Origin of the sequence: Sulfitobacter sp. 1A12779 (assembly GCF_043557315.1) — a bacterium.
Classification (GTDB): domain Bacteria; phylum Pseudomonadota; class Alphaproteobacteria; order Rhodobacterales; family Rhodobacteraceae; genus Sulfitobacter; species Sulfitobacter faviae.
This window is the reverse complement of the sequence record NZ_JBIFFU010000002.1, coordinates 176080-193777: the sequence shown is the minus strand read 5'-3', so window position 1 is coordinate 193777 and position 17698 is coordinate 176080. Positions and strand designations below refer to the sequence as shown.

Below are 17698 nucleotides of genomic sequence, written 5' to 3'. Positions count from 1 at the left end.
ATGGCGATCCAGAAACTCTATGCCGGTGTGAAACTGCGTGAGACCCGTACCCGCGCGGGGCTGACGCAGAAAGACTTCGCCGCCCGGTTGGGCGTCTCCTTGCCCTATCTCAACCAGATGGAGAACAACAACCGGCCTGTCAGCACCAATGTCGTGCTCGCCTTGGCGTCGGAGTTCAGGCTGGATGTAACCGAGCTTTCCAGCGGCGATGGGGAGCGGTTGGTCAGCGATCTGCGTGAGGCGCTGGCCGATCCGATTTTCGCCGGAAAGGCGCCCCCGGTGGCCGATCTGCGCCTTACCGCCTCCAACGCGCCGGGGCTGGCACATGCCTTTCTCGCGCTGCATCAAAGCTACCGACAGGTGCATGAACGGCTGGCCTCGCTGGACGAAGCATTGGGCCGTGAGGATGCCCGCGCGATGCCCTCCCCTTGGGAAGAGGTGCGGGACTTCTTTCACTATTGCGACAATTACATCGATGCCGTCGACCGTGCGGCAGAGCATTTCGCGACCCGCGAAGGCAGCGGCAGTGACACGCGGGCGACCGCGGCGCGTGCGCTTGAGAGCGTTGGGGTACGCGTGGTTTTTGAGGATGACGACCGGCTGCGCGCCTATGATCCCGCGCGCAAGGTGCTGCATCTATCGGCCCGTGCGGCGCCTGAGACACAGACCTTTCAGATGTTGCTGCAGGTGGCGCTGACCCAGCAAGACGCGCTGTTGGAGGCGACGCTGGACCTCGCCCGCTTCCACAGCACCGCGGCCCGGGATATCGCAAAGATTGGGCTGGCCAATTATTTCGCCGGGGCGGCCCTCTTGCCCTATGGGCGGTTTTTGCAAAAGGCGCAGGACTGCCGCCATGATCTGGAGGTGCTGGCCGGGCATTTCGGTGCCTCGATCGAGCAGGTGGCGCATCGGCTATCGACGATGCAAAGGCCCGGGGCAAAGGGGGTGCCCTTCTTCTTCGTCCGGGTCGATCAGGCGGGAACAATTACCAAACGCCATTCCGCGACCCGGCTGCAATTCGCGCGTTTCGGCGGCGCCTGCCCGCTCTGGAACGTCCACCGCGCCTTTGAGACGCCGGGGCGGTTCCTTCGGCAATTGGCCGAGACGCCGGATGGGGTGCGCTATATCAGTTTGGCGCGGGACATCTCGAAACCGGCGGGGCGGTTTGGCGCGCCGGTGCGGCGCTATGCGATTTCACTGGGCTGCGAGGTGCGCCATGCGCCCGCGCTGGTCTATGCCGATGGGATGGATGTCACCCGCAGCGATGCCTTTGAACCGATTGGCATTTCCTGCCGGATTTGCGAGCGCCGGGACTGCCATCAACGCTCCGTCCCGCCGCTAGAGCGGCAGTTGGTGGTCGACCCGCATCTGCGCGACACCCTGCCCTACCGGGTGGAGTGATCAGCGCCGCGCGCGCCGCCACCCCGCGCCGCGGGCCTCGGCTTCGGAACAGAACCAACGCTCGCCCTTGCGGGCGCTGATGCGGGTGCGGCTGTAAAATTCCTGCCCCGGCATATGGTAAATCTTGACCCCCTTGGCGTTGATATTGCCTTTGATCTGGCAACTCCCCTCGGGCCGGGCAGGCTCGGACCCGCTGCGGCGGGTCACGCGGTAGCGGGCGGGGGAAACCGTCTTGAACCCGTGAATCCCACGGCCCGCGACAAAGGCGGCTTTCTCATCCAGATCATAGTCCATCGAATATTTGCGATAGGCAAAGGCCAGCCCGTCACGCACCAGCGCCTGCCCCACGTCAACGTCGCCCACATGGCAGCGGGCGACGATGCGATCATAACGGTCGCGGTCCAGTGCCTCACAATGCGCGTCGGCCCCTTGGTATCTGTCGCGCACCTCCCTCGTTGTCCAATCTCCGCAGGCCCAGGCCTGCCCGCCCTCTGTCTCGCAGGTCTGGCTGGATTCGAGCGCATCGATGCCGTGTAAGCGGATGCGCGTACCGCCGAGATCGAAAGTATCCCCGTCGATCACGCGGACCACGCCCGAGACGGTCTGCGCCCCCGCCGATCCAGTTGCGAGGCTCAATGTCAGACTGAGGGCGAAAAGTGAACAAATCCTTAACATGAGGCAGGTATGACGCCCCGCTCCGCGGCCTTCAAGACAGGATGTTAAGGCAGGTTAACGATCAACGCTGCGCCACCTGCCAGTTCGGATGCATCCAAGGCTCATCGTTCGCGCGCGGCAGCGGATCGCGGCCCAGAAGGAGGTCCGAGACCTTTTCGCCGACCATGATCGAAGGCGCGTTAAGGTTGCCATTGGTGATCCGCGGGAAGATCGAACTGTCGGCCACGCGTAGCCCCTCGACCCCGATCACCCGTGCTTGCGGATCGACCACGGCGCCCGGATCGTCCGCCGCCCCCATGCGGCAGGTGCCGCAGGGGTGATAGGCGCTTTCCGCGTGTTCGGCGATGAAGGCGTCAAGCTCCGCGTCCGATTGCAACGCTTCTCCGGGCTGGATCTCATGTTTGACGAAGGGCTTGAAGGCGTCCTGCGCGAAGATCTCCCGCGTAAGGCGGATGCAGGTGCGGAACTCCTCCCAATCGTCGGGGTGGGACATATAGTTGAAGCGGATGCGCGGCGCCTCGGCAGGGTCGGCGGAGCGCAGGGTGATCTCGCCCCGCGACTTTGAGCGCATCGGCCCCGTGTGCGCCTGAAACCCATGCCCCTCGGCCGCCGCCTGCCCGTCGTAGCGCACGGCAATGGGCAGGAAATGGTATTGGATATCAGGGTATTCCACACCGGGCTTCGAGCGGATGAAGGCCGCGGATTCGAACTGGTTCGAGGCGCCCATGCCGGTCTTGGTGAACAGCCACTGCGCGCCGATGACGGCCTTCGACAAGAGGTTCCAGTGCTTGTAGAGCGTGATCGGCTGGCGCGAGGCCATCTGGATGTAAAGCTCCAGATGGTCCTGCAGGTTCTGACCCACGCCCGGGCGGTCGGCCAGCACCTCGATCCCGTGGTCGGCCAGATGGGCAGCCGGGCCGATCCCCGAAAGCATCAGCAGTTTCGGCGAGTTGATGGACGAGGCCGCCAGCACCACCTCGCGGCTGGCGCGGATCACCTCCGTCGCGCGGCCACGCTTGACCTCGACACCCACAGCACGGCCCTCTTCGATCACGACACGTTGCGCCAGCGCACGGATCAGGGTGACGTTGCCGGTCTTCTGCGCCGGGCGCAGATAGGCATTGGCCGCCGACCAGCGCCGCCCGTTCCAGACGGTCTGCTCCATCGGGCCGAAGCCCTCTTGCTGCTCACCGTTGTAGTCATGGGTCACCGGGTAGCCCGCCTGTGCCCCGGCCTGAACGAAGGCGTCGAAAAGCGGGTTCTCGCGCGGACCGCGGCTGACGTGCAGCGGGCCGTCCTTGCCGCGCCATGCCGCATCGCCGCCATGGCCGTTCTCGTGCCATGTCTCCATGCGTTTGTAGTAGGGCAGCACATCCGAGTAGGACCAGCCGCGCGCGCCGGAATCTTCCCAATGGTCGAAGTCCTTAGCATGGCCGCGCACGTAGACCATGCCGTTGATCGACGACGAGCCGCCGATCACCTTGCCGCGCGGGCAGACCAGCTCGCGGTTGTTGAGGTGCGGCTCGGGCTCGGATTTATAGCCCCAATCGTAACGCGGCATGTTCATCGGATAGCTGAGCGCCGCGGGCATCTGGATGAAGGGGCCCGCATCGCTGCCACCATGTTCGATAACGATGACCTTGCGGCCCGCCTCGGCCAGACGGTAAGCGATGGCGCAGCCCGCGGAGCCCGCGCCGACGATGACAAATTCAGCTTCCATAGCTCTTCCTTCCGTGATTCCCCGCCGGGTCAAGGATGCGCAGCACCGCGCGTAGGCGCGGCTTGTCCTTGAGGCGGTGGGGAATCGCTCCCCAGAATTGACGAGGTGACTTGAGGATCAGGCTGATCCCTCAAGCACCTCTCAGCAAATTCACCCCTTAGAAGGGCGCCTCGACATCGCCCATGCGCACGTAGACCGACTTCACCTGGCTGTAGTGCTCGATCGCGGCCTTGGCGTTCTCGCGGCCGACGCCGGAGTTCTTCATGCCGCCGAAGGGTGCTTCGACCGGCGCGTCGTTGTAGCTGTTGATGTAGCAGGTCCCGGCCTCGAACCCCGCCGCCACGCGGTGCGCGCGGGCGAGGTCTCGAGTGAAGACACCGGCGGCGAGGCCGAACTCGGTGGCATTGGCGCGGACCATGACCTCACCCTCGTCCTCGAAGTCGAGCACCGCCATGACGGGGCCGAAAATCTCTTCGCGGGCGATGATCATGTCGTCGGTCACATCGGCAAAGACGGTGGGCTGCATGTAGAAGCCATCACGCTCGATCCGCGCACCGCCATAGACCAGCCGCGCGCCCTCGGCCTTGCCCTTCTCGACGTAGTCCAGTGCGATCTGCATCTGGCGTTCGCTGACCATCGGGCCAAAGCTGGTGTCGGGGTCCATCGGGTCACCGATCACGGCGTCGTCCAGCCGCTCGGACAGCCGCGCGAGGAACTTTTCCTTGATGTCGCGGTGCACGAAGACCCGCGTGCCGTTCGAGCAGATCTGGCCGGAGCTGTAGAAGTTGCCCAAGATCGCGCCGCCGACGGCATTGTCGATGTCCGCATCCTCGAAGACGATCAGGGGCGACTTGCCGCCAAGCTCCATCGTCACATGCTTGATACCTTCGGCAGCGGCGGCATAGACCTTGCGCCCCGTGGGCACCGAACCGGTGAGCGAGACCTTGTCGACGCGGGTGTCGGTGACAAGCGACTGGCCGACCTCGCCCATGCCCTGCACCACGTTGAAGAGGCCCGCCGGCAGCCCGGCCTCGATCAGGACTTCGGCGACCTTCAGGGCGCAGAGCGGCGTGGTCTCGGACGGTTTGAAGATCATCGCATTGCCGCAGGCCAGCGCGGGGGCGGCCTTCCAACAAGCGATCTGCGTGGGGTAGTTCCATGCGCCGATACCGACGCAGACGCCCAAGGGCTCGCGCCGGGTATAGACCCAGTCTTCGCCAAGTTGGATATGTTCGCCGGTCAGGCTGCCAGCGAGGCCGCCGAAATACTCCAGCGCGTCCGCGCCGCTGGTGGCATCGGCGACGGAAGTCTCCTGATAGGGTTTGCCGGTGTCTTGGGTTTCCAGCACCGAGAGGTCGTGGTTGCGGTCGCGGATCATGTCGGCGGCGCGGCGCAGGATGCGGCCCCGCTCGGTGCCGCTTAGCGCGCCCCATGCGGCCTGCGCGCGGCGGGCCGAGGCGATGGCCTGTTCCACGATCTGAGGCGTGGCGGCATAGACCGTCGCGATCTTTTCGCCCGTTGCCGGGTAGATCACCGGGATCGGCGTGCCATTGGTGTCTTCGACATAGGCGCCGTCGATAAAGTGGCTGGCGGTGGGTTGGGGATCATAGGACATCAAAGGGACTTTCTTGCCTGAGGCGAGGAGTGTTCAGAGAGGCGGAGCGCGGCGGTGCCGCCCGTCTCCGCGGTGTTCAACGGCCAGCTTTGAGCAGCAGGTCGAGGGTATAGAGCGCGCGGGTCATGGCCTCTGCCGCGCTGACGCCATCCGACAGCGCCGCGCGCAGGTAGAGCCCGTCGATCAGCGCTGCCAAGGTTTCGGCGTCGCCTTCGGGCTGAGGGCTGATCGGGCGCAGCGCATGGGTGAGGTTGGACCGCAACCGGCTTTGGTAAGCCGTCAGCAGCCGCCGGGTTTCGGGGTTGGTGCGGGCATGGGCGTAGAGTGTCATCCACGCGCTGATCGTGCCGGGGTGAAAGCCGGTATCGTCGAAACTGGCGACGATGATCGCCGCCGCGCGGTCATGCGGCGTGCGGGCCGTGGCCAAGCGTTCGCGGACCCCGGCGGCATATTCCGACAGGATATGCCGCATCGCCGCCAGAAAGATCTGGTTCTTGCCGCCGAAGTAGTGATGCGCCAGCGCGCTCGACATGCCTGCCCGCTTGGCGATCTGGCTCACCGTCACATCCAGCGACTGGGCCTCGCCAATCTCGGCGATGGTGGCTTTGACCAGCGCAGAGCGACGAATGGGTTCCATTCCGACTTTGGGCATTGGATTCGGATCCTTGGGGCAGTGTTGACCGCCTCAGGATAGGGGATACTTTATTGACTCGTCAATCAAGTACCGCCCGACGGGGCGAAGGGTCAGAATTTCGTCGCATGCGAGGGGGGCGTGACCTGCCGTTTCAGCATCGCTTCGCGCCATGTAATAAAGGTGACAGAGCCCAAGATCACCGCCCCGCCCAGCACGACCCAGAGGTCCACCGGCTCGGCAAAGACCACCACGCCGAGGATCGTGGCCCAGACCAATTGCAGGAACGTGACCGGCTGCGTCACCGTCACCGGGGCGGCGGCAAAGGCCAGCGTCATGGTGAAATGCCCCGCCGTCGCGAAAAAGGCGACCCCGGCGAGGATCAACAGTTCCTGCGGTGTCGGCGTGATCCAGACGGCAAAGGCAAAGGGCGCTAGCCCGATGGTGACGAAGATTGACAGCATGGTCACGATCATCACCGGGCGCGCCTCATCCGCCAGCACCTTGGCCAAAAGGTAGGACCCGGCAAAGACCACCGCCGCCAGCAACATCGCCAAATGCCCTGTAGAGACTTCGCGAAAACCGGGCCGCAGGATGATCGCCGCCCCCGCCAGCCCCAGACAGACCGCCACGATACGCCGCGCGGCCAGCTTCTCCCCCAGAAAGATCGCAGCACCCACGGTGACATAGATCGGCGCGAGGTAGTTCATCGCGGTCACCTCGGCGATGGGCAGGCGGGTCATGGCGTAGAACCACAGGATCACCCCGCCCGCGTGGCACAGGCCCCGCATGCCGAAAAGCCCCCATTGCCGCCGGCTCACCGGTGTGGCCAGCAGCGACCGCAGGACCGGCAGGACAAAGACCAACCCCATGGCGTAGCGCAGGAAAGCAGCCTCTGCCGAGGGCAGCCGCGGCCCCATGTATTTCACCAGCGCGGTCACGCCGATGAAACAGGCCCCCGTCACCAACATCCAAAAGACCCCGACAAGCGGGCGGTTGGGCGGAACGGGGATGTCGGGGGTGGTGGCGGGAGAGTGTGTCATGCCGCGACCCTTTCCCAAAGCGCTGCCAAGGGCAAGATGGGCGCGGCATTTTTATTCACATCGCAAGCAATTTGATGGCAATCGCCCACATGGTCACGGCGATGATGGCGTCCAAGACCTGCCAACTGCGCGGTCTGGCAAAGAGCGGCGCCAGCAGCCTCGCGCCATAGCCCAGTGAAAAGAAGAAAAGGAAGCTTGCCAGCACCGCCCCGATGCCAAAGCTGAGCCGGTCGGGATATTGCGCCGAGATCGAGCCGAGCAGCACCAAGGTGTCGAGGTAGACATGCGGGTTCAGCCACGTCAGCGCCAGCAGCGTCAGGATCGCCTTGCGCAGGCTGCCGGTGGATTGCCCCTCGGCCTCCAGCGCCTCCCCGCCCTGCCATGCGGAAACCGCGTTGCGCCAGCCGTACCACAGCAGGAAGGCCGCGCCGCCATAGCGCATCAGCGGGCCGAACCACGGGGCCGCCTCGGCCAGCGCGCCAAAGCCCGCGACCCCCGACATGATCAACACCGCGTCCGAGGCAGCGCAGACCAGCACCACCGGCAGCACATGTTCGCGGCGCAGCCCTTGGCGCAAGACAAAGGCGTTCTGCGCTCCAATGGCCATGATGAGGGTGAGGCTGAGGGCGAAGCCGGGAAGGAGTGAGGTGAACATCAAAAGCGTCCTATAACATGGGTTGCCTTTGCCTAGCCCGGCGGTTCAGATTACTCAAATTCAATAGTCTACGTCAGGATTAGCAACTCTTATGCAGCTCGACAGCGCGCAGCTAACCGCATTGGCCCATATCCTGCGGCTCGGCAGTTTTGACGCCGCGGCGGCGGTGCTGGGGGTGACCCCCTCGGCAATCTCGCAACGGGTGAAGGCGCTGGAGGATCGTGTGGGGGCCACCCTCGTTCTGCGCGGCCAGCCCTGCACCGGCACCCCCATGGGCCAGCGTCTTGCCAAACATGCGGAGGATGTGGCCCTGCTCGAAGCGCAGGCGCTTGGCGCGGGCGATGCCACCGCCCCGCCCCGCCTGCGCCTTGCGGTGCCTGCGGATGTCTTGGCCACATGGCTGATCCCGGCGCTGGCGCAGGTGCCCGACATGCTTTTCGATCTGATGATCGACGACCAAGACACCTCTGCCGATTGGCTGCGACGGGGGGAGGTCAGCGCGGCGGTGACGGGGCAAGCCCGCGCGGCACCGGGCTGCGATGTCCTGCCCTTGGGGGCGCTGCGCTACCATGCCACCGCCAGCCCCGCCTATCGCGAGACCTGGTTTGCCAAGGGCGTCACGACCGAGGCACTGGCCCGCGCGCCAATGCTCACCTTCGATCATAAGGATCAACTGCAAGGGCGATGGCTGATGCGAAAGACCGGGCAGCGACTGACCCCGCCAAGCCACCATCTGCCCTCAAGCCACGGCTTTGTCGCGGCGGCGCGTCAAGGGCTAGGCTGGGGGATGAACCCCGCGCCGCTGGTGGCCGAGGATATGGCGGCGGGGCGGCTCGTGTCACTTGACGAGGCGCTGCCGCTGGATGTGCCGCTTTACTGGCAGGTGGCGCGGATCATGGCGCCCGCGCTGGCCCCGCTCACCGCCGCCATAAGGGCCGCGGCGCGCGAGGCGCTGGTGCAAATGCCGCGTTAAAGCTGCGACATAACCTCGTCGGAGGCCTCAAAGTTGGTGGTGACGCGCTGCACGTCGTCATCTTCCTCAAGCGCATCGACCAGCTTCATCAGCTTTTCCATGTTCTCAAGATCCATCTCGGTGGTGGTGGTCGGACGCCAGATCAGCTTGGTCGATTCCGACTCGCCCAATTCGGCCTCAAGCGCGGTCGACACGTCGTTGAGATCGGTGTCGGCGCAATAGATCACGTGACCTTCTTCGGAGCTTTCGACATCTTCGGCCCCGGCCTCAATCGCCGCCATCATCACGGTGTCCGCGTCGCCCACGGAGGCCGGGTAGATCACCTCGCCCTTGCGCTCGAACATGAAACCGACGGAGCCCGTCTCGCCCAGATTGCCGCCGTTCTTGGTGAAGGTCGAGCGCACGGTCGAAGCGGTGCGGTTGCGGTTGTCGGTCATCGCCTCGACGATCACCGCTACGCCATTGGGGCCATAGCCCTCATAGCGGATTTCCTCGTAATCCTCGCCCTCACCGCCGACGGCCTTCTTGATGGCGCGTTCGATGTTGTCCTTGGGCATGGACTGGCCCTTGGCCTCTTTCACCGCCAGACGAAGACGCGGGTTCTTGTCCGGGTCGGGGTCGCCCATCTTGGCCGCGATGGTGATTTCCTTGGAGAGTTTGGAAAACACCTTGGCGCGCAGCTTGTCCTGACGGCCCTTGCGATGCTGGATGTTTGCCCATTTGGAGTGACCGGCCATGAATACCTCGTTCTGGCAATGCGTTTGCGCCACTCTATATGCCAGCATCACCGCTGGAACAAGCCACCCGGCCTGTGCTTAGCTTTCCGCCGATGGGGCAACCAAGTTAGACCGGATTTATGACCACTGATCAGATCATCCTTTTCACCCTCTTCGGCGCGGTCTTTGGTCTGCTGCTCTGGGGGCGGTTTCGCTATGATATCGTGGCCTTCGGGGCGCTGATGCTCGGCGTGGTGCTGGGGGTGGTGCCCACGGAAAACGCCTTTGACGGTTTCGGCCATCCGGCCACGCTGATCGTGGCGCTGGTCTTGGTGGTTTCGGCTGGGTTGGTCCGCTCCGGCGCGGTGATGCTGATCACCCGCACGCTGGTCGACAGTTCGCGCAGCTTGGGCGCGCATATCACCATGATGGGCGCCGTGGGCGGGGTGCTGTCGGCCTTTATGAACAACGTGGCGGCGTTGGCCCTGCTGATGCCGGTCGACATCCAGACTGCACGCAAAGCGGGCCGCGCGCCGGGGCTGAGCCTGATGCCACTCAGTTTCGCCACCATCCTTGGCGGCATGGCCACGCTGATCGGCACGCCGCCCAATATCATCATCGCTTCCATCCGGCAGGAATCCTTGGGCGCGCCTTTCAAGATGTTCGACTTCGCCCCCGTCGGCGGGTTGGCCGCCATTGCGGGGCTGATCTTTGTCGCGCTGATCGGCTGGCGGCTGATCCCCGCCCGCGAAGACGCCATGATCGAGGCCGAGGACATCGCCCAATATATCGCCGAGCTGACCGTGCCCGAGGGCAACAAACAGATCGGCAAACGTCTGGCCGAGTTGCAAGAAGAGGCGCATCGCGCCGATGTGGCGATCTTGGGGCTGATGCGCGACGGCAAGCGGCGCTATGGCACGGCCCGCAACGTGGTGCTGCAAGCCGGAGATGCGATCGTGCTTGAGGCCACGCCCGACGCGCTGGACGAGTTTCGCAGCACGCTGAACCTCGCGCTGGCCGACCGGGACCGCGAAGACCTGCTGCTGGCTGACGGTGACGGGGTCGAGATTGTCGAGGTCGTGGTGACCGATGGCTCGCGGCTCAACGGGCGCACGGCGCAGGCGGTGGGCCTGTCGTGGCGGCAGCGCACGGTGCTGCTGGGCCTGTCGCGACAGGGCCGCAAGATCACCTCGCAACTGCGCACGACCGAGCTGAAACCGGGGGACATCCTGTTGCTGCTGGTCCCGCGCGACACGGTGGCCCATGTCACCGACTGGCTGGGCGTGCTGCCGCTGGCCGACCGGGGTCTTGCGGTGACGCAAGACAGCAAGACATGGCTTGCCATCGCGATGTTCACGGGGGCCGTGGCGGCGGCCTCCTTCGGGCTGATCTACCTGCCCATCGCGCTTGGCATCGTGGTGGTCGGCTATGTGCTGGCCAAGATCGTGCCGCTGTCGGAACTTTACACCCATATCGAATGGCCGGTGATCGTGCTCTTGGGCTCGATGATCCCACTGGGCGCGGCGCTGGAGACTTCGGGCGGGACCGAATTGATCGCGGGCGCGCTGGTGGGGCTGACCGAGGGGCTGCCCGCTTGGGTGGTCCTTACGGTTCTGATGGTGGTGACCATGTCGCTGTCGGATGTGCTCAACAACACCGCGACGACCATCGTCGCGGCCCCCGTGGGCATCCAGATGGCGCAGTCGCTCGGCGTCTCTCCCGATCCGTTCCTGATGGCGGTGGCGGTGGCGGCCTCTTCGGCTTTCCTCACGCCGATTGGGCATAAGAACAACACGCTGATCCTCGGCCCCGGCGGCTATTCCTTTGGCGACTATTGGCGCATGGGGCTGCCGCTGGAGATCATCGTCGTCGCCGTGTCGATCCCCGCGATCCTGTTCTTCTGGCCGCTTTAATTGCCGCCGCCGCGCGTCGGACTTGCCAGAGCATATTTGCCGCCCCTAGGCTGAGTGTCAGCTTTGGGGGGACAAATGGACATTCTAATCAACGTCGTACTGCCGCTGTCATTGGCGATCATCATGCTGTCGCTGGGGGTGGGCCTCACGGTCCCAGACTTCACCCGCGTGGCGAAATACCCGCGCGCCTTTGCCTTGGGCGCGCTTTGCCAAGTGGTGCTGGTGCCCGCTGCCGCATGGGCGGTGGCCATGGCCTTTGGGCTGCGCGGAGAACTGGCCGTCGGACTGATGATCCTCTCCTTCTGCCCGGGCGGCGTGACCTCGAATATGATCAGCAAATTCGCGCGGGGCGATGTGGCGCTTTCGGTGACTTTGACGGCAGTGGTCTCGCTTCTGAGCATCCTGACCGTGCCGGTCTTCACCGCCATCGCTGTGCGGCATTTCATGGGCGATGCCGCGCCGGATGTCTCGGTCGCCGCGCTGGCGGTGGCGATGTTCGTGATCACCACCCTGCCCGTGGCACTTGGGCTTGCCCTGCGCCACCTCGCCCCCGGCTTTGCCGCGCGGATCGAGCCGGGCCTCTCCGCCCTCGCCGCGCTGCTCTTCGTGCTGATTGTCCTCGCCGCATTGACCGGAAATTGGAGCGTTTTCACCGAGAATCTCGCGCGCCTAGGGCCCGCGCTCATTAGCATGAACGCGGCGCTGATGTTGCTGGGGCTGGGCATTGCCGCCGCGGCCGGGCTGGCGTGGCAGACCCGCAAGACGATCTCAATCGAAGTGGGCATCCAGAACGCCACGCTCGGCATCACCCTCGCCGGGTTGATCTCGGGCCAAGCGTCGGGTTTCAGCGCCTATGCCCTGCCCTCGGCGGTCTATGGCATCACGATGTATCTGGTGGCCCTGCCCTTCGTCCTTTGGATGCGCGGGCGCTGAGAGCGACGCCCGCCAAGCAAAAGGCGCGCCCCGAGGGACGCGCCTTTCGTTTTTAGACTGACGGCCCCCTAGGCCATGTCGAAAGCGTCATCCTCGCAGGTGTCGCCCCCTTCGTCTTCTTCCTCCGGCACGGAGGTGAGGGTCAGCGCGTCCATGAGGGCGCTCGCGGGGTCGGAGGTATCGGCCTCGGGGTCCTCCATGTCAGGGTCGACCATACCGGACACCTCAAGCACCTCGCCGCCGCTCTCATCCGAGTCCACCACGACCCGCATGCCGCTCAGATCGATATCTTCGAAAGACAACGAGCCGGGATAGGTCCATAGGGTGAAGTTCGTGCTTGGGACTTCACCATCGGAACTGTCAGCAGTCGTGCCGAATTGCAGACCCACATCGAAGCTGCCCCCCGCTTGGGGACCACCCGCGAAACCGTCGACACCGTCATCCACGGCCTTCACATCCGTCAGGTGATAGCCTTCGGCGTTCACATCAGGGAAGAAGTTCAGTTCTTCGATTGCGCTGCCATCAGTCACATTGAAGAAAAGCCCGTTGATGTCGGCGTGGGATTCCGCTTCGGGATCAGTGGGCGAAAGGTTGAAGTGCAACTGCCCCTCCGGCGTTTCCGTGACGGCGATTGTGATCTCCCCATTCTCTCCCATCAGGAAATTAAGAACGGACTTATCGTCGCCACCGGTATCACCCCCTTGCGTACCACCCGAGCCGGCCCCCTTAGTGCCGCAAGAGCCGGAACCTTTGGTACCGCCAGAGCCGGAGCCTTTCGTACCGCCAGAACCGGAACCCTTGGTGCCACCAGAACCGGAGCCCTTCGTACCGCCAGAACCGGAGCCCTTCGTGCCACCCGAACCGGAGCCCTTCGTGCCACCCGAACCGGAACCCTTCGTGCCACCCGAACCGGAACCCTTCGTACCGCCAGAGCCGGAACCCTTCGTGCCGCCAGAACCGGAACCCTTCGTGCCGCCAGAACCGGAACCCTTGGTGCCACCCGAGCCGGAGCCCTTGGTGCCGCCAGAGCCGGAGCCCTTCGTGCCGCCGGAACCGGAACCCTTTGTACCACCCGAACCGGAGCCCTTCGTGCCGCCCGAGCCGGAACCCTTCGTACCACCCGAGCCGGAGCCCTTCGTACCGCCAGAGCCAGACCCCTTGGTCCCACCCGAACCGGAACCTTTGCCGTCATCGTTCCCGTCGAACTTCCCGGCCAAGTGCTTGTCATACCACTTCGCGAAGGAGGAGCCCTCTACCCCGCCGTTGTGATAGGACTTCGTTCCGCTGGCATCGCAACCGCTGCCCGCTTCACCGCCAGTGGACCAGCTATTGTCCTTGCTGTTCCAACCCTTTGAGAATCTGTAACCCATGACGCCAATCCCTCATATGCATTTGCAGCCGCGGCCGTTTTGCAGCGCCGCGTCCCCCACTGACCTGTGAACCTAGCAGCGGCGCCTATTTCCGCCAAATTCTTTCCATTTTTTGGGTAAATTAGGCGGACAAAGCGCGACGAATCGAAACAGTGAGATACCCGGAGAGGGCATTGTCCTTTCGTATAGATCAAATGCGCTGATGGGGTGCGAATCACTTCCGTCGGGATAGGTGGAAATTGCCTTTGTTTTGCCCAAAACCCGCCGTACCCTCGTCAGCCAGCCGACCTAGACAGGCGAAAACACCAGCGGAGGCCCCATGGCACGACCCAAGGAACAAAGCGCTCAGGCCCAGATCGTCGCGGCGGCGCGCAAGCATTTCGGGCAAGACGTGGCGCGGGTATCGGCGCCGGGCGGCGAAAACCGGTCGAGTTTTCGGCTGCATCTGACCGACCGCACGGTGATCGCCACCCTGCGCCCGAACTTCCGCCGCACCCATCTCGAAGCCCATGTGCTGACCGAGCTTGGCCGCCACTGCAGCGACCTGCCCGAATGTCTGGGCGTGGTGGGCGAGATCATGTTCCAATCCGACGTCGGCAAACGCCGCCTCAACGTTGAGGTCGCGCGAGTGGAACGCGCCGAACAGCTTGACCTCGCAGCCGAGGCCGTCTCAGCCATCTTCCGCATCCACGGTGCCGCGCGCCAAACCGAGTTGAACGCGATCATGCCGCATCTGGGCAACAACCGCGACTGGGTGCTGAACTTTGTCGATGCGGTGGATTTTCTAAAAGACCTCGGCGACGGCATCTCGGAGCAGTTCGACCGCACCGCCGCCTATGAGCGCATCAACGCCCCGGCGCGGCAATTCGTCAAATGGGATTGCCGCTCAGGCAATGCCGCGATTGGCGCGGATGACAAGCTGCGCTGGTTCGACTTTGAATATGCCGGTCTGCGCCACGGGGCCGAAGACATCGCTTGGCTGATCGGGGATGAGGCATGGCCCATCGCCCCGCCGGATATGGTCGATGTGGTGATCGACGCCTTCGATCCGACCTGCGGCATCGCCCTGCCCGACTACCTCGATTACCTCTCGGTTTACCTGACCTTCCACGCGGTGCAGCGGCTCAAACTGATCAGCAAAGAGGCCAAGAAACGTGGCTGGCTCAGCAAAGACCGCATCCGGCGCTATGACGATGCCGGGGTGCATCCTGAATTCGCGGCGCATATCTGTCGGGTCGGGGCCTATTTCTCGGACCAATCCGAACTCACCGCCCCGCTGACCCGTAACTTCCTTGAGGCACAAGCGGGCTTTGACGCAATCGTCGCCCAGTCCGACGTGCCGCGCAGCGCCTAAGCTACCAAATGAGCGGGATCACCGCGCTGACCAGCACCGACATGCTCAGGTTCAGCGGGATCCCGATGCGCATGAAATCGGTGAAACGATAGCCCCCCGGCCCGTAAACCAGCGTGTTGGTCTGATAGCCAATGGGCGTGGCAAAGGCGCAGGAGGCCGCGATCATCACCGCCACCACCAGCGGGCGCGGGTCCATGCCAAGCGCGGTGCTGAGGCTGATGGCAATCGGCGTCATGATCACCGCCACGGCATTGTTGCTGACGATCTCGGTCAGGATGGTGGTCAGCAGGAACACCGCCCAGATGATGAAAAACGGCGGCAACTGCGCCAACCCCGGCGCGATATTGTCGACGATCAGCGTGATCGCGCCGGAGTTCTGCAAGGCCGCGCCAACCGCCAACATGGCAAAGATCAGCGCCAGCAGCCGCCCTTCAACGAAAGAGAAAGCCTCCTCCGCGTCGATACAGCCCGTCACCAGCACCACGGCCACGGCGATCACGGCCAGAAGCAGGATCGGCGCCACATTGAAGGCCGCCAGCGCCACGATCCCCACGAGGGCGGCAATGGCGATCGGCGCATGACCCCGGCGGAACGCCCGGGCCGAGGGTTGGGTCACATCGACAAGGTTCATCTCGCTCGCCAGCCGCTGGATGTCTTCGGCAGCCCCTTCCAGCAGCAGCGTATCGCCGACCTTGACGATCAATTGGTCAAGCTGCTGGCCGATGTTCTGGTTCCGCCGATGCACCGCCAGCGGATAGACCCCATAGCGCCGCCGCAGCCGCATCGAGCCCAAGCTGCGCCCCACCATCCGGCAACCGGGGGTGATCAACACTTCGACGGTCGTGGTCTCCACCGCCGACAGCTGGTCGACCCGGCGCAGTTCCTTGTTGTTTTGCAGGCTCAAAAGTTCGGTCATCTGGGTGCGCAGCACGACACGGTCGCCGACCTGAAGCGCGACCCCTTTGAGGTTGCGGCGCAGAGAGTCGTCGCCCCGCACCACGTCGATCAGCCGCACGCCCTCGCGTTTGAAAAGCTGCACGTCCAGCACTTCACGGCCAATCAGGTTGCTTTCAGGCGGGATCACCGCCTCGGTAAAGAATTTCATCTTGGAGCGGTCGGAGAGCATATTCGCCATGCTGTCGCGCGCGGGCAGCAGCCGGTCAGCGAAGAGCAGCATGTAAAGCACGCCCCAAGCACAGACCACGAGGCCCACGGGCAGGATCTCGAAAATGCCGAAAGGGGCCATGCCCTGCGACCGCGCCACACCGTCGACCAACAGGTTGGTCGAGGTGCCGATCAGCGTCAGAGAGCCGCCCATGATCGCGGCATAGCTGAGCGGTATCAACAGCTTGGAGGCCTTGGTGTTCAGCGTGCGAGTCAACTGCACCACCACCGGGATCATCACCACCACCACGGGGGTGTTGTTCATGATCGCACTGGCCGCCATGACCGACAGGATCACCCCCGCCACCGCCGTTTTAGGATGCGTCTTGGCCGAACGTTCGGCCAGTCGCGTCAAAACATCCAGCGCGCCGGTGCGGACCAGCGCCCCCATGATGATGAACATCGCCGCGATGGTCCAAGGCGCGGGGTTTGAAAGCACCTCAAGCGCGTCGTCATAGGGCAGCACGCCAAGCGCCAGCAGCAAGGCCGCCCCGGCGATGGCGACCACTTCGGTCGGAAAGGCTTCGCGCAGGAAAAGCACGAACATCATGCCGACGACCACGAGGGTCAGCACCGCCGTCTCCATCGGAGAGAAGCTGAAAAATTCCATCAAGAACCTGTCATTCGGGCAAAAGGCCGTTGTCCAGTTACGCCGATTGCCGCCCTCGGTGCAAGCGCGACGCACGGGCCGCGCCTTGCTGCTCTTAGGGCGCGCTGGCCTGAAGCGTTCCGCCCTCGCGCACCGGCACGATCCGGGTGGCCCGACCCGTGCGGTCATCGGTTTCGATATAGACGCCCGACAGGGTCGCCTCGCCATTGGCGGGGGTGAAACGTTCGCGCGGCATCCCGGTGATGAAACGGCGCAGCGGCTCGGCCTTGTCCATGCCGATCACCGAATGATAATCGCCGCACATGCCCGCATCGCTGAGGTAGCCCGTCCCGCCCGGCAGGATCATCGCATCGGCCGTCGGCACATGGGTATGGGTGCCGACCACAAGGCTCGCACGCCCGTCGCACCAATGGCCCATGGCCATCTTCTCACTCGTGGCTTCGCAGTGCATGTCGACAATGATCGCCTGCGCCATGCCGCCCAACGGATGGGTTTTCAGCACCGGCTCCAGCGCCGAGAAAGGATCGTCGAAGGGCCGTTTCATAAAGACCTGCCCAAGCGCTTGGGTCACCAGAACCTTCTTGCCGTTCTGCGCCGTGAACAGTTTAGCCCCCTTGCCCGGCGCGGATTTGGAGAAGTTCAGCGGGCGGATCACCCGCGGCTCCTGCTCGATAAAGCTGAGCATGTCTTTCTGGTCGAAAGCGTGATCGCCAAGGGTCAGACAATCGGCCCCGGCATCGAGAAGCGTCTTGGCATGTGCGCCCGAAAGCCCCATGCCGCCGGTCGCATTCTCGCCGTTGACCACAATGAAATCGAGCTTCCAGTCGCGCCGCAGCCGCGCCAGATTTTCGGTGATCGCCCGCCGTCCGGCCCGGCCCATCACATCGCCAAGAAACAAAATCTTCATGCCCATGGACTAGGACGC

15 protein-coding genes are annotated in these 17698 nt (G+C 64.2%); 5 read left to right on the top strand and 10 right to left on the bottom strand.

Annotated elements, in window-relative coordinates; genetic code table 11:
* Positions 1-1401 (top strand): short-chain fatty acyl-CoA regulator family protein, encoded by a 1401-nt coding sequence (locus ACGYLQ_RS03605; protein WP_394440499.1) that lies wholly within the window; start codon positions 1-3, stop codon positions 1399-1401.
* Here the strand turns inward: ACGYLQ_RS03605 and ACGYLQ_RS03600 are convergent, their stop codons facing one another.
* From ACGYLQ_RS03600 to ACGYLQ_RS03575, 6 genes are all read right to left on the bottom strand, one after another.
* Positions 1402-2076: a thermonuclease family protein gene (locus tag ACGYLQ_RS03600; RefSeq protein ID WP_394440497.1), complete on the bottom strand. Its 675-nt coding sequence runs from the start codon at positions 2074-2076 to the stop codon at positions 1402-1404. It abuts the gene before it with no gap.
* 61 nt (positions 2077-2137) lie between these two features.
* Entirely contained in the window at positions 2138-3796 is a 1659-nt protein-coding gene (gene betA / locus ACGYLQ_RS03595; RefSeq protein ID WP_394440495.1) for a choline dehydrogenase, read from the bottom strand.
* Positions 3797-3953: 157 nt separating this feature from the next.
* Positions 3954-5411 carry a betaine-aldehyde dehydrogenase gene (gene betB, locus ACGYLQ_RS03590; protein ID WP_394440493.1) on the bottom strand — a complete coding sequence of 486 codons (1458 nt, stop codon included), beginning with the start codon at positions 5409-5411 and terminating at the stop codon, positions 3954-3956.
* Between the two features lie 76 nt (positions 5412-5487).
* A complete protein-coding gene (betI, locus tag ACGYLQ_RS03585; RefSeq protein WP_209219056.1) occupies positions 5488-6063 on the bottom strand; it encodes a choline-responsive transcriptional repressor BetI in 576 nt (191 codons plus the stop codon).
* Positions 6064-6155: 92 nt separating this feature from the next.
* Positions 6156-7085, bottom strand: coding sequence for a DMT family transporter (locus ACGYLQ_RS03580; protein WP_394440491.1), 930 nt, complete (start codon positions 7083-7085; stop codon positions 6156-6158).
* A 55-nt stretch (positions 7086-7140) separates the two neighbouring features.
* Complete coding sequence (locus ACGYLQ_RS03575; RefSeq protein ID WP_394440490.1) at positions 7141-7740, bottom strand: LysE/ArgO family amino acid transporter; 600 nt, start codon at positions 7738-7740, stop codon at positions 7141-7143.
* 91 nt (positions 7741-7831) lie between these two features.
* Here ACGYLQ_RS03575 and ACGYLQ_RS03570 point away from each other — a divergent pair, with 91 nt between their 5' ends.
* Positions 7832-8713 (top strand): LysR family transcriptional regulator ArgP, encoded by an 882-nt coding sequence (locus ACGYLQ_RS03570; protein ID WP_394440488.1) that lies wholly within the window; start codon positions 7832-7834, stop codon positions 8711-8713.
* Here the strand turns inward: ACGYLQ_RS03570 and ACGYLQ_RS03565 are convergent.
* The gene (locus ACGYLQ_RS03565) at positions 8710-9450 is read right to left on the bottom strand and encodes a YebC/PmpR family DNA-binding transcriptional regulator (RefSeq protein ID WP_394440486.1); all 741 of its coding nucleotides are present in this window, start codon (positions 9448-9450) and stop codon (positions 8710-8712) included. The two genes, ACGYLQ_RS03570 and ACGYLQ_RS03565, sit on opposite strands and share 4 nt — an antisense overlap.
* Positions 9451-9569: 119 nt before the next feature.
* Here ACGYLQ_RS03565 and ACGYLQ_RS03560 point away from each other — a divergent pair, with 119 nt between their 5' ends.
* On the top strand, positions 9570-11342 hold the full coding sequence (locus ACGYLQ_RS03560; RefSeq protein WP_394440484.1) for an SLC13 family permease: 1773 nt from the start codon (positions 9570-9572) through the stop codon (positions 11340-11342).
* A 75-nt stretch (positions 11343-11417) separates the two neighbouring features.
* Positions 11418-12275: a bile acid:sodium symporter family protein gene (locus ACGYLQ_RS03555; protein ID WP_394409861.1), complete on the top strand. Its 858-nt coding sequence runs from the start codon at positions 11418-11420 to the stop codon at positions 12273-12275.
* Positions 12276-12343: 68 nt separating this feature from the next.
* Here ACGYLQ_RS03555 and ACGYLQ_RS03550 read toward each other — a convergent pair whose 3' ends face one another.
* Positions 12344-13645, bottom strand: a complete 1302-nt coding sequence (locus ACGYLQ_RS03550; RefSeq protein WP_394440482.1) for a hypothetical protein — start codon at positions 13643-13645, stop codon at positions 12344-12346.
* A 319-nt stretch (positions 13646-13964) separates the two neighbouring features.
* On the opposite strand from ACGYLQ_RS03550, the gene ACGYLQ_RS03545 reads away from it, so the two are divergent.
* Complete coding sequence (locus ACGYLQ_RS03545; protein WP_394440480.1) at positions 13965-14999, top strand: hypothetical protein; 1035 nt, start codon at positions 13965-13967, stop codon at positions 14997-14999.
* Position 15000: 1 nt separating this feature from the next.
* On the opposite strand, the gene ACGYLQ_RS03540 is transcribed toward ACGYLQ_RS03545, so the two are convergent.
* Both ACGYLQ_RS03540 and ACGYLQ_RS03535 read right to left on the bottom strand, forming a co-directional pair.
* Positions 15001-16773, bottom strand: a complete 1773-nt coding sequence (locus tag ACGYLQ_RS03540) for an SLC13 family permease (RefSeq protein ID WP_394440478.1) — start codon at positions 16771-16773, stop codon at positions 15001-15003.
* 94 nt (positions 16774-16867) lie between these two features.
* A complete protein-coding gene (locus ACGYLQ_RS03535) occupies positions 16868-17680 on the bottom strand; it encodes a TIGR00282 family metallophosphoesterase (RefSeq protein ID WP_168612244.1) in 813 nt (270 codons plus the stop codon).
* Positions 17681-17698: the final 18 nt, after the last annotated feature.